The organism is Peribacillus sp. Aquil_B1, assembly GCF_022603275.1.
Taxonomy (GTDB): domain Bacteria; phylum Bacillota; class Bacilli; order Bacillales; family DSM-1321; genus Peribacillus.
The window spans coordinates 1,878,188-1,890,513 of sequence record NZ_JAKXEE010000001.1 but is presented as its reverse complement, the minus strand read 5'-3'; the positions used below and the strand labels follow the sequence as shown (position 1 = coordinate 1,890,513).

The following is a 12,326-nucleotide window of genomic DNA, read 5'->3' as shown; positions in this document are numbered from 1 at the left end:
TGTTGAATATGGATAACCATTAGTATCCCCATTTAACCGAATTTATTCCATTTAGAGGTTTGTTTCCAAGACGACCGGGCAATGATCGCTTCCCATGACATCGCAGTGAATAGTAGCCTCAATTAAAGATTCCGCAAGACGTTTTGAAACGATGAAATAATCGATTCTCCAACCTATATTCCGCTCCCTAACTTTTGCCATGTATGACCACCAAGAATAGGCCCCTTCCTGATCTGGATAAAAATGGCGAAATGTATCAATAAACCCTGCATCAAGTAATTCTGTCATTTTTCCACGCTCTTCAATAGTGAAACCGGAATTCCCAATATTGGATTTTGGGTTTTTCAAATCGATTTCCTGATGTGCAACATTTAGGTCCCCACAAAAGATAACCGGCTTCACCAAGTCCAGTTCACTAAGATATTTTATCATCCCATCTTCCCATTCGAGACGGTAATCAAGCCTTGATAAATCCCTTTTAGCATTGGGTGTATAAACGTTCACCATATAGAAATTTTCGAATTCCAGTGTTATGATCCTGCCTTCCGGCTCCTCGTCCAGCTCCCCTACACCATATTTCACTGAAAGCGGTTTTTCCTTCGTGAAAATGGCTGTACCTGAATATCCTTTTTTCAGTGCATAATTCCAATATTGATGGTACCCTTCCAATTCAAGTGTAATCTGTCCTTCTTGCAGCTTAGTTTCTTGCAGGCAAAAAATATCTGCATCCACATCTTTAAAGTAATCTAAAAATCCTTTTTTAACACAAGCTCTAATTCCATTCACATTCCAGGAAACCAATTTCATATTCTCTTAAATTCTCCTTATGGCAATTAATTTCTGTACATTACAACTATACTATTTATCTTCTATTTTTCCCATTAGAGTACATTCGAAAACAATCTGGCAAATGATTCTTTTGAACGTTCCAGCAACCCCCGATTGTTATACCTAATAGGATCTAGTTTTTCACTATCCATCATATCCTCTTTGTAGTGAGTGATGAGATCTTCAATGGAACGGCTGCCCATTAGAAAGACATTCACTTCAAAATTCAGATGAAAACTCCTCATATCCATGTTTGCCGTCCCTATGGAAGCCATATCCCCATCTACGATAATGAGTTTCTGATGCAGAAAACCTTTTTTATACGTGTAAACCTCTACACCGAATTGAAGCAGCTCCCCGAAATAAGAGCGACTGCCGTATTGGGTTAAAAACCCATCATTTACTGCCGGAACCATCAGCCTAACTTGTATCCCCTTAATTGCGGCATGTTTAATGGCGGCTTTAATCGCTTGATTTGGTACGAAGTATGGACTTGCAATCCAGATTGATTTTGTGGCGCTAGTAATAAGTGAATAGTAAAAATCACTCATGATTCCCTGTTGTGTATCAGGTCCGCTGGCCACAACCTGGACAGCTCCATCCCCTTGTTCCACTATATTGTTGAATTCTGGACGCTCTTCTAATACATCTTCCCCACTGACATATTCCCAATCCAAAAGGAAAACAGTATGAAGCATATATACCGCTTCACCTCTAAGGACCATATGTGTATCTCTCCAAAATCCGATCGTTTTATTTCTCCCTAAGTATTCCTCTCCTACGTTTAAACCTCCAACAAAGCCAACTTCCCCATCAATGATGATTATTTTCCGGTGATTCCTAAAATTAAACTTTTGATTAAAAAAACCATGTTTCAATGGTGAAAATGGATAAGCCTTTATCCCTGCATTTTTCATCCGTTTAACTTCATTATTTGAAAGGCTTAAACTACCGGCAGCATCAAAAATGAATAAAACTTCAACACCGTTTTTCGCTTTTTCAATTAGGATATCTATAATTTCAGTACCAAGCCTGTCAGATCGAAAAATATAATATTCTATATGAATGAACTTTTCAGCTTTTTTTAACTGTTTAATGATTTCGGTAAACGTTTCGTTACCATTTTTCAACACTTCCGTTTGCGAAGATGTACTAATGGTGGTCTCAGATGCATTTTTGGCAAAAGCTGCGAATGATTGCTGATGATTATTCAAGAACGATAGATCTGGCGATGATACATGTGTAACAAGACTCTTCCATTCTTCACGATCTTTTTTCCTTTTACTTTGAAATAAATACCCTTTTAAATAGAGCTGACCTGAAAATAGATAAAAAACATATCCAAATACCGGGAAAAACAAAAGTACATACATCCATAAAAGGGTCTCGTGGGCAAATCTATTTTCCAGCATGAGTGAAAACATGGTAATAAACATGACAAAAATATACAATCCAATAAAAAATAGCTTCACGTCGAAGCTAACATGAGTGAACAGGATCATATAAACTGCAGCAATCAAAATAAATAAAAATACAAATTCCATTCTTCTTCTTTTCATCGTTTCATTCTCCTACACAGCAATATTTTATATATCTAACCATATACCCATATTTGATGGTAAAAGAAACAAAACACTTACGAAAACAATATTCGTAAGTGTTTTTTGTGTATTACCTATCCAATTATCACTTCATGACAGGAATCAAACTTTCATATAGCTCAATATACTTTGAGGAAGATGAAGTCCAACTGAAGTCTAACTTCATTGCACTTTCGGCCATTTTCCTCCATCTTTTCGGCTGGAACTTATACAGACCAACAGATTGCTCAATGGTATGAAGCATATCGTGTGCATTATAATTCGTAAAACTGAAGCCATTGCCTTCACCAGTAAATTGATTATACGGGATGACCGTATCACGCAGTCCGCCAGTTTCCCTGACTAAAGGCAGGGTACCATATCGGAGTGCCAAGAGCTGGCCGATGCCACATGGTTCGAATTGGGACGGCATCAGGAATATATCAGAACCTGCATATATCTGTCTTGCTAACCCCTCATCAAAATATGTATGGACTAATACCTGATTTGGATATTGGTCAGCTAAATGGCGAAATGCCGATTCATATTGCTCTTCACCCGTACCTAAAAGGATGAATTGAGCTCCTTGGTTCATTATTTCATGAAAAACATGGAGAATAAGATCTATTCCTTTTTGATCAACAAGCCTGGTTACCATGGATAGAACCGGGACCCCATCATTTACGGGAAGATTCAGCGTTTCCTGTAGCTGACGTTTATTCTCCATTTTACCGTCATACGAATCGAATGGAACTGCAAGATGTTCATCTGCAGCAGGGTTATATTCCTCATAATCGATTCCGTTAATGATCCCTTTAAGGTCACTATTTCTCTTGCGTAAAAACCCATCAAGATTTTCCCCAAAATAAGGACTCTGAATTTCTTCCGCATAACTTGGGCTTACAGTTGTGACAATGTTAGAGAATGCTAGGCCGGCTTTCAGATAACTGACATTCCCATGGAATTCAAGACCATCGATATTAAAATATAACTCACTCAAATCGAGTAATTCCGCTAAAACAGCTTTAGGATAAACCCCTTGATAGCGTAAATTATGTATGGTAAATATTGTTTTAATATCCTGATAGAATGGATGCTTATGATAATGAGCTTTCAGCAAAACGCTAACAAGGCCCGTTTGCCAATCATGACAGTGTATGACATCCGGTTTTACTTCTAAATAGGGTAAAGCCTCTAAAACTGCACGGGAAAAGAAGGCGAACCTTTCGCCATCATCAAAGAAACCATAACTACCATGTCTTTTGAAATAATATTCATTATCCAGAAAATAATATGTAATTCCGTTAGCAACAAGTTTTTCGATGCCGCAAAATTGCTGGCGCCAACCAACAGGAACTTCAATACTCGTCATATGTTCCAATTCCTGTTTGAATCGGTTAGGAAGATCCCCGTATTTTGGAAGGATGACACTTATATGGACACCCTGTTTTTTCAGCGCTTTCGGGAGTGCGCCTATAACGTCTCCGAGCCCTCCCGTTTTTATAAAAGGGGCGCATTCTGAAGCAGCAAATACAACATTCATTGCCGCACCTCCTCTATTAAATTACTTTCGCTTTTTTTATTACAGTAGGCTGTTTTAAACCAATAACTGATTTTTCACTAGTAATCTTCACTTCTTTATCAGTTATGATATTTTCAACGATAGCGCCTTCTTCAATCACGCCTTTTTGCATGATGATGCTATTTCTTATTATCGCTCCCTTTTTCACCTTTACCCCACGGAAGAGTATACTGTTTTCCACAGTCCCTTCAATATCACAACCGTTGGCTATCAATGAATTGGTAACCTTCGAGGAACTTGAATATTTAGTCGGTGCCTCATGTTTGATTTTAGTATAAACATCCCAAGTATCCCCGAAGAAAGAACGGATTACCGAAGGGTTCAGGAAATTCATATTACTGGAATGAAAGCTTTCAATGGAATGAATGAATGGCATATCTCCAGTAAAATTGTAGCCTTTGACGGTAAAACGATGAAGATTGGCTTTCACGGCGTCTTTCAAAAAGTCATATTCCCCACTCGCAACACAGCTTTTGATCAAATTCACCAATAGCGTTTTACTAATGATGAAAGTTTCCAGACAAACATGGTCACCAGGTCTAGGGATGGTATAAAAGCTAATGTCAGTAATGTCTTCATCCGAATCTACCGAGCATGTGTGATAAATTGGTTTTTCAATCAATTCCCCTTCATAATCCTTATATACGACCGTGATATCCGCTTTATGTTTTTTGTGATAATCAAGCACTTCATTAAAATCCAATTTGCATACATGGCTGCCAGGGGAAATGATGACAGTATCTGCCTCTGCACGTTCGAAAAAGCTAAGATGATCATAAAATTGCTTCATGTCGCCTGTTACCGTTTCATCCGGATGGATAGGGGGCAAGATGTATAAGCCTCCTGAACGACGATCCAAGTTCCATTCTTTCCCTGAGCCTAGGTGATCCATAACTGAAAGATACTTTTCTTTTGGAAAAACGGCTACTTTTGATACATCTGCATTAATGAGATTCGACATCGTAAAGTCAATCAAACGGTAGCGTCCACCAAATGGCACGGATGCTACATTACGGTGAGCAGTCAGATCTTTTAAATGTTGTCTTTCATTGATTAAGTTAATAATACCCAACACATTTTCCATAGCATCTTCCCCTTTTTCTAGTTAAGAGTGATCTTTTTTTTGTTTGGATTGATAATGGTCTGATTTTCACCAATTAAGGTAATGTCTGATGTAACCGCTGAATTGCCCACTACGGCACCATCTTCGATAACACAATTGCTGGCTATGATGCTTCTTTCTATATGAACATTTTCACCAATCGTAACATTAGGCATGATGACAGAATCTTTTATGGTTGACCCATAGCCCACCTGTACATTATAGGATAAAACCGAATGTTCAATATTCCCATGAATCATGCACCCTTCATTGATAAGCGACTGACTGACCTTGGCATCCGGTGATATATATTGCGGCGGGTGATTTGCATTGCGGGCAAAAATTTTCCATTGCTGATCATCCAACTGGAAATTTGGCTTATCCTCCAATAAGTCCATATGGGCTTGCCAAAGGCTTTCGACCGTTCCAACATCTTTCCAATAATCATTAAAGCGATAGGCATATAGCTTTTTTCGGTCTTCAAGCATCTTTGGAATGATGTTGCTGCCGAAATCATTGGAAGAATTTTCATCTTTTTCATCATTTATTAAATACCGTCTTAAAGTTTTCCAATTGAAAAGGTAAACTCCCATGGAAGCAAGATTACTCTTTGGATACTTTGGTTTTTCATCGAATTGAGTGACTTTATCATCATCATTGGTATTCATGATTCCGAAACGACTTGCTTCCTGCCACGGTACTTGAATGACAGCTATGGTCGCCTCGGCATTTTTTTCGATATGATAATCCAGCATCTTACTGTAATCCATCTTGTAGATATGGTCACCAGAGAGAATCAATACATGTTCCGGATCATAGTTATCAATGTATTGGATATTTTGATAAACAGCGTTTGCCGTCCCTTTATACCATTCACCACCTTCTTTCCCTTGATAAGGAGGAAGTACGGAAACTCCGCCAACATCAAGATCAAGGTCCCAAACCTTCCCATTACCAACATAATCATTTAGAATCAATGGCTGGTATTGGGTTAGTACCCCAACCGTATCAATACCAGAATGAGTGCAGTTACTTAATGGAAAATCGATGATTCTATATTTACCGCCAAAGGGAACAGCTGGTTTTGCCAAACCGATTGTCAATTCACCTAACCTTGAACCCTGGCCTCCTGCCAATAACATTGCTATCCATTTTTTTGCTCCCATTATTCGGTCACTCTCCCCCGTCTTTTTTTTGTTTGCTTCATAAAAATAGAAATGCCTAATGGAGGTACAGTTATTTCCATGCTGAATGGTTGATTATGGTATGGTTCCTTTTTGACATTTATGGGTTCTTCATTGATCTGACCCGACCCTCCGAAAGCTGCCGAATCACTGCTGAAAACCTCTATATATTTGCCTTGGGATGGTACACCTATTTGATATTGAGCATGAGCCTGTGCAGAAAAATTACAGACAACAATGCAATAATCGCCTTTCCGTTTACCTTTTCGCATAAAGGTAATGACACTCTGATTACTATTGTTCGGATCTATCCATTCAAAACCCTCCGGGACATGATCCAGTCTCCAAAGTGAGGAGGTTTGCCTATAAAAATCTTGGAGAGTTCGGAAGTAATAGGCCAGCTTGTCGTGTGATTCATATTCCAAAAGCAGCCAATCCAATTGTTCCTCATCTTTCCATTCTATGAATTGGCCAAATTCACTGCCCATAAATAGAAGCTTCTTTCCGGGATGCGTCATGAAATACCCAAAGAGTAACCGTAAATTTGCGAATTTCTGCCAGTAGTCACCTGGCATCTTATTCAGTAATGACTTCTTGCCATGAACCACTTCATCATGTGAAAAGGGCAAGACGAAATTTTCTGAAAAAGCATAGAAAAATGAAAAGGTTAAGAGATTATGATGATATGGCCTTTCATGTGTTTCAAGTTTCATATAACGAAGGATATCGTTAGTCCATCCCATATTCCATTTGTAATTAAAGCCCAGTCCGCCTATATCGGTAGGGGAAGTTATGAGCGGCCGGTCTGTTGCTTCTTCAGCCATCATTAATGCATTGGGATATTTTTTGAAAACCACTTCGTTAAGTTTTTGCAAAAATTGTATAGCTTCAAGGTTTTCCTCACCGCCAAACTGGTTTTTCAGCTTGACCGGCAACGGATTATCATGATTTAGATAAACCATGGACGATACCGCATCGACACGGATTCCATCAATATGGTATACATCCATCCAAAACATAACATTTGAAATAAGGAAGCTGATTACTTCCGGTTTGGTAAAATCAAAATTGTATGTCCCCCATAACGGGCGATCTGCTCTAGTGTGTTCAATTGGTTCATAGAGAGGCGTACCATCGAAACGGGAAAGTCCATGTGCGTCTTTACAAAAATGGGCTGGAACCCAGTCAAGGATTACACCTATGCCCTTTTGGTGGCAAAGGTTAATTAAATATTTAAAATCTTCAGGTGAACCGTACCGACTGGTTACGGAATAATAGCCCGTGACCTGATATCCCCACGATTTATCAAATGGGTGTTCCATTATGGCCATGATTTCAATATGTGTAAAACTATTATCAATCACATAATCAACTAATCTATCAGCCAATTCACGGTACGTATAAAATTCGCCATCTTCTTTCTGTTTCCATGTTCCTGGGTGCACTTCATAAATGGACATGGGTTTATGATAAATGTTTTCCTTTTTCCTATCCGCTATCCACTTCGAATCTTGCCATTCAAAATTATCCAGCTTTTTAATGACCGAGGCTGTATTTGGTCTGACTTCCGAATAAAAGGCATATGGATCGGCTTTTAGGATACGTTTATTTCCGGGTGTATGTATTTCATATTTATAGAGTTCCCCTTCTTGTAGTCCTGGTACGAACAACACCCAGATACCTGAACGCTCGATCCGTTTCATTGCATGATCTTTTCCGTCCCAATTATTAAAATTACCGACTACTGAAACTTGGTTCGCATGGGGGGCCCAAACGGCAAAGCGTACTCCTTCATTACCTAATGATGTCACAATGTGTGCCCCAAGCATCTTATAGCTTTCATAAAGGGTGCCTTCATGAAACAAATATAAATCGAAATCGCTTGGATAATTCTCTTGCAGCTGGTCCATAATTGTACTCAATAAAACCCCTCCATCAGTATTAACTCGATAGTATTTTACCCATCCTTCCCCAGTTATTATATATATTCGGTAAAAATGGTATTAATCCTTCAAATGGAGGTGAAGTTATTGTAATAAATGCCCGTTTTTTTGAAAATTAAAACATTTTTTCGCTAAAAATAGTCATTAAATGTAAAAATATTATTATACCAATAAAAGCCCTTCCCATTTTTTAGGAAGAGCTTTAAGGTATCAAGTATGAATGCTTCATGTTATTTGTTCAGTTCGAATACTGTAAGTCTTCGTCAAGAATAAATAGGATAAAGAGACTGACCATGCCAAAGGAGTATTCCTGTTTGGTATATTACTGCCTCCTATATATAACTCAGGAACTTCCCAATTTTCCGGAATGATCATTTTCGTTTTATCTATATATTCCTTAACTTTGTTCATCATGCCAAGTTCCAGGTAGCATAAGCCCAGCCACGGAAGCCCGAAACACCATTCCGCTTCTTGACCGTCATTATAATAAAGGTCTTTTTCATATCTAATGCAGCCTTTTGTTCTTTCTAGGCGCCCTGTCACATTCTTCAAAATGTTAAGTGCTGTTTCACGGTCTACTAGACGATACGGGTAAATTAAAGATAAAAGGGCTAAATCCGTCTCTTTTGAATAACTTTCCCTTGGAAGCAGGAAACGAAGAGTTTCTTCTCCTTTTTTAATTAGTTCTTCTTTAACGTTGACCAGCATTTTGACTGAATTCAAACCAGCAACACATGCCCCTATGCTTGAAGCATGGATTTCGATATTCTCTTCCCACATCCCGTTATCTTCCGCTTGCCAATATTGCAGACATTCCAAGTAACTGACCAACTTTTGAACGATCTTTAAATCACGTTGGTTTCTTATCACCTTTTTCCCATGCCTATATCCTTCACCGACACCCCATAAAAAGGCACCTATCGCATCATTTTGGGCATGGCCCCACTCATCGGGCAGTTCTTTAAGCTCAGTGGAATACCGTGCATGGATATGTTCAAATAGAAACTGGGGTTTCTGTTCCGTATGAATATCTATCTTCCACTCATAGGATTGAAATAAGTCGAATAAAGCATGATATGCTTTCTCGTAACGATTGGACGGATCATTTATAAAAGGTATTACTGTATAAACGACATCCCTTATCCAGACATAATTATAATCATCGGAAACACTTGCAGTATATGCGCCATTAGGTAGCCGCATGCGATCAAGAACCTCTAGGGCACCATTTACATTCATTAATTGAACACCTCCATAGTTATTTGCTTATTCCCATTGTTGACAGACTCCCATTTTCTAAACGTTTGTTGTTTCATTTTTCAATTAAAAGCGCTTTCAATTCAGCTATCCAATACGACTTTTTCAGAAGTTCATTCACCATAGTTTATGTAATCACTGCCCTTTTTGATAATCAAGCTTCCAATGTTCATTAAAAAAGCGTCATTTGCCTAACCGTAATGAAGTTGCTGTTATGAAATATGTTCTTTGGAAAATAAAAACCCAGTAATGGCAATCCATTACTGGTTATATCGGCCTATCATTCAAATGTTTAGTAGTTAGTTAAAGAAAAATCGCATTATCATCAAAGAATGTACGCCAATCATTACCATACCCATTAGACTACTCGTATACAATGCAACCAGGACAGCTGTTAAAAGCTGCGGTCAAATTTAAAAGACCCGCTTATTTCCATTTTTAATCACCATCTAACGCTGCCGCTATAACCGTTGCAACTATGACGCCAGTACGGCCAGGAATGAAGAAACCTACTGCAACAACGATTAATCTGCTGCTAAAAGAGACTGCAAGAAGATCTATAAAAAAGTTTTTTCACTTTATATTCACAAAAGTAAAAAGGCCGATAACATGGCTGTCAGGGCGAAATCCATTTCATATTTTTTGAGACCTGGAATCCGCCAAAGAAACCGCCGGCCATATTTGCCAGTAACCAATTTATATAGGCTGCAAGATTCAGACCGAGCATTCATTTCATATCAAGCTGTTCCTTCTTCTGTGCTGTTGTGACGGCCAACTCCAAACGTTTCATCAGTGAGTAAGGCTCCAAGTTATCAGGTTTTGTTTCTAACCTTGCTGCCTGAATTACGGAGCTAATGCAGCAAAGATGACGACTGCTAACTTAAAAATCGTAAAAACATGGCCGAGACTGTATGACTTGCTGCAATCGTCCCTGCCGCTATAAATGGTCCAGACCCTGCAAGAGTAAATGGACATTAGTGCCACTTCAATCATGCTTAATCCTGACGTTATTCTACCCCCCTGTAGCAAACCGATACTTAAGGTATATAATCCTTTACTCCTTGCCAAAAGTCTTCCGCATCATCGGAAAAGCCATCGCTTTTCCATTCAGCATTATCCTGACCCAGAAAATTCCGACCCTTATATTAATAATTTCCTTCAATTGCTTTTCAGCTTGCCAAGCAGAATTGGCAACTCACTATAGATTTCGATGATCTCCTCTATCGGCATTCTAACTAAGCCGCTGGAAGAAGGGGCAACGAATTCCATGGATTTATTCGATGAAGGTTCTTCTTGCAGCCCCCAAGAGATTTTTCGTAATTGACGGTATTCCTGATAAACACCCTTGCCTACAAAACAGACAAGTTTAGGTTCATACTTTTCAATCTTCCTTTTTAATTGCTGCCTTCCTATTATGTACTCTTCTTTTGTGATATCTTCCGCACCTTTTGTAGGCCTGGAAACGATATTGGTAAAACCATAACCTAAATCCAGTAATGACGAGTCTTCAGTTGGGGCATATTTCCTTGGTGTCAGCCCGGACTCGAAGAGGATTTTCCAAAAGCGATTGTTTGGATTCGCGTAATGATGTCCAGTCTCGCCTGAACGAATGCTTGGATTGAAACCTACGAACAAAATATCCAAATTTCCCTTTAAATGATCAGAGATGCCTTCCATTTTAAAACTCCTTTTCAAATTTCCTATTTAATCATTGTACAAAACTGAAAAATAATTAACTACCTTTTCCGCCATTTTCAAACATTTATCCAAAACTTGAACACGTTTCTTGTAGAATGAGGGTTGATTGTTTCATAGTGAAAACCTTATATTGATGACATAATAGGTAACTGCTTTTAAACAAGAAAAAACCAAATTCAAGTCACTGTCTTGACATGAGTTTGGTTTAGAAGTATCAAGCATCATAGGTGATCCCGACCTATATTAACACACTTCCTTTCATTTATGAGTGGAATGGCTGATTATGAAATATAAAAGGTCGGGATACGATGCATTTTACTCGTTCAAAAGAAACAGCCACCTTATAGATGGCTGCTTCTTCATATAACTTATTGTGCGTGATTCACGCGAACAAAGTTTATTTGACTTAGTGGAATGGTTATGATATCAAGATTGCCTTCATAACCTGGAGAGGTTTCTGTTAATCGACAAATATCATCTGTTACTTGATGTAACACTCCCTCGAATAAATCACTGCTTGTTGCCACTTCGACCGTGTTCCCAATGTAATGTTTTAATTGTTCATAAAAAATACTAGCTAACAATGCATTCTCCTCCTTATATAGGCTCTCTAACAGAATTGACGGAACTGAGCGGAACAAATACTATAGTTCCCGCAGCTTCAGTAATTAGGATATAATCAGCTTGAATTGAACTTAATATTCCCGTTACCGGGGCAAAGTCAGTTGAAACTGTTACCGTTCTTCCTAGTAATGCTGCTAAAACACCTCTTAAATCAATGAATGGATCCCCAGGAGTTTCAGGTGTTCCTGGTCTTGTTTGACCATTTTCAACAAGCCATTTATAGTAAAGATAGTCGCAACTATTCTTTTTACATTGCTTCTCACTTTGCTTCTCAGTGTTCATTTTTTTACCACCTTTTTTTTGTCTATTTTATTACCCTCGTCATGGTTCTCTTCTTATTTCCTACATCCCCATGCTCGCATTCCTTTTCCATCTCTTTAGTTTTTGCAACGGTCCCCCTTCCTTATCTTTACTGCAGCACTGAACTCGTTGTCGACCGAGAATGTGAATCCTTTTTTGACCAACCGGAAATGAATTTCGATTTGAATTTTTACTAAATATTTTGCCTGGATTCGATCTCCTTGAATT

Annotated in this window: 11 protein-coding genes; all 11 read right to left on the bottom strand. The window is 38.5% G+C overall.

What is annotated here, in order from left to right; translation table 11 throughout:
• Nucleotides 1–51: 51 nt before the first annotated feature.
• Nucleotides 52–807, bottom strand: a complete 756-nt coding sequence (locus MPH60_RS09340) for an exodeoxyribonuclease III (RefSeq protein WP_241594547.1) — start codon at nucleotides 805–807, stop codon at nucleotides 52–54.
• 74 nt (nucleotides 808–881) lie between these two features.
• Nucleotides 882–2,387: a cardiolipin synthase gene (gene cls, locus MPH60_RS09335; protein WP_241594548.1), complete on the bottom strand. Its 1,506-nt coding sequence runs from the start codon at nucleotides 2,385–2,387 to the stop codon at nucleotides 882–884.
• A 127-nt stretch (nucleotides 2,388–2,514) separates the two neighbouring features.
• Nucleotides 2,515–3,951, bottom strand: a complete 1,437-nt coding sequence (glgA, locus tag MPH60_RS09330) for a glycogen synthase GlgA (protein ID WP_241590754.1) — start codon at nucleotides 3,949–3,951, stop codon at nucleotides 2,515–2,517.
• A 16-nt stretch (nucleotides 3,952–3,967) separates the two neighbouring features.
• Nucleotides 3,968–5,074 (bottom strand): glucose-1-phosphate adenylyltransferase subunit GlgD, encoded by a 1,107-nt coding sequence (gene glgD, locus MPH60_RS09325; RefSeq protein ID WP_241590755.1) that lies wholly within the window; start codon nucleotides 5,072–5,074, stop codon nucleotides 3,968–3,970.
• Nucleotides 5,075–5,091: 17 nt separating this feature from the next.
• Nucleotides 5,092–6,258: a glucose-1-phosphate adenylyltransferase gene (locus MPH60_RS09320; RefSeq protein ID WP_101225372.1), complete on the bottom strand. Its 1,167-nt coding sequence runs from the start codon at nucleotides 6,256–6,258 to the stop codon at nucleotides 5,092–5,094.
• Nucleotides 6,258–8,186, bottom strand: a complete 1,929-nt coding sequence (glgB, locus tag MPH60_RS09315; protein WP_241591039.1) for a 1,4-alpha-glucan branching protein GlgB — start codon at nucleotides 8,184–8,186, stop codon at nucleotides 6,258–6,260. The genes MPH60_RS09320 and glgB overlap by 1 nt, the downstream gene beginning before the upstream one ends.
• A 258-nt stretch (nucleotides 8,187–8,444) precedes the next feature.
• Nucleotides 8,445–9,458, bottom strand: coding sequence for a glycoside hydrolase family 15 protein (locus MPH60_RS09310; protein ID WP_241590756.1), 1,014 nt, complete (start codon nucleotides 9,456–9,458; stop codon nucleotides 8,445–8,447).
• Nucleotides 9,459–10,319: 861 nt separating this feature from the next.
• The gene (locus MPH60_RS09305; protein WP_241615817.1) at nucleotides 10,320–10,469 is read right to left on the bottom strand and encodes a hypothetical protein; all 150 of its coding nucleotides are present in this window, start codon (nucleotides 10,467–10,469) and stop codon (nucleotides 10,320–10,322) included.
• Between the two features lie 165 nt (nucleotides 10,470–10,634).
• Nucleotides 10,635–11,153 carry a mismatch-specific DNA-glycosylase gene (locus tag MPH60_RS09300; RefSeq protein ID WP_241590758.1) on the bottom strand — a complete coding sequence of 173 codons (519 nt, stop codon included), beginning with the start codon at nucleotides 11,151–11,153 and terminating at the stop codon, nucleotides 10,635–10,637.
• 389 nt (nucleotides 11,154–11,542) lie between these two features.
• Nucleotides 11,543–11,758, bottom strand: a complete 216-nt coding sequence (locus MPH60_RS09295; protein WP_241590761.1) for a hypothetical protein — start codon at nucleotides 11,756–11,758, stop codon at nucleotides 11,543–11,545.
• Nucleotides 11,759–11,771: 13 nt separating this feature from the next.
• A complete protein-coding gene (locus MPH60_RS09290; protein WP_241590762.1) occupies nucleotides 11,772–12,080 on the bottom strand; it encodes a DUF2642 domain-containing protein in 309 nt (102 codons plus the stop codon).
• Between the last annotated feature and the right edge of the window lie 246 nt (nucleotides 12,081–12,326).

Coding starts and splice junctions, on each gene's coding strand:
- MPH60_RS09340 (WP_241594547.1), bottom strand. CDS start 807: ATGAAATTGGTTTCCTGGAATGTGAATGGAATTAGAGCTTGTGTTAAA.
- cls (WP_241594548.1), bottom strand. CDS start 2,387: ATGAAAAGAAGAAGAATGGAATTTGTATTTTTATTTATTTTGATTGCT.
- glgA (WP_241590754.1), bottom strand. CDS start 3,951: ATGAATGTTGTATTTGCTGCTTCAGAATGCGCCCCTTTTATAAAAACG.
- glgD (WP_241590755.1), bottom strand. CDS start 5,074: ATGGAAAATGTGTTGGGTATTATTAACTTAATCAATGAAAGACAACAT.
- MPH60_RS09320 (WP_101225372.1), bottom strand. CDS start 6,258: ATGGGAGCAAAAAAATGGATAGCAATGTTATTGGCAGGAGGCCAGGGT.
- glgB (WP_241591039.1), bottom strand. CDS start 8,186: ATGGACCAGCTGCAAGAGAATTATCCAAGCGATTTCGATTTATATTTG.
- MPH60_RS09310 (WP_241590756.1), bottom strand. CDS start 9,458: ATGAATGTAAATGGTGCCCTAGAGGTTCTTGATCGCATGCGGCTACCT.
- MPH60_RS09305 (WP_241615817.1), bottom strand. CDS start 10,469: ATGATTGAAGTGGCACTAATGTCCATTTACTCTTGCAGGGTCTGGACC.
- MPH60_RS09300 (WP_241590758.1), bottom strand. CDS start 11,153: ATGGAAGGCATCTCTGATCATTTAAAGGGAAATTTGGATATTTTGTTC.
- MPH60_RS09290 (WP_241590762.1), bottom strand. CDS start 12,080: ATGAACACTGAGAAGCAAAGTGAGAAGCAATGTAAAAAGAATAGTTGC.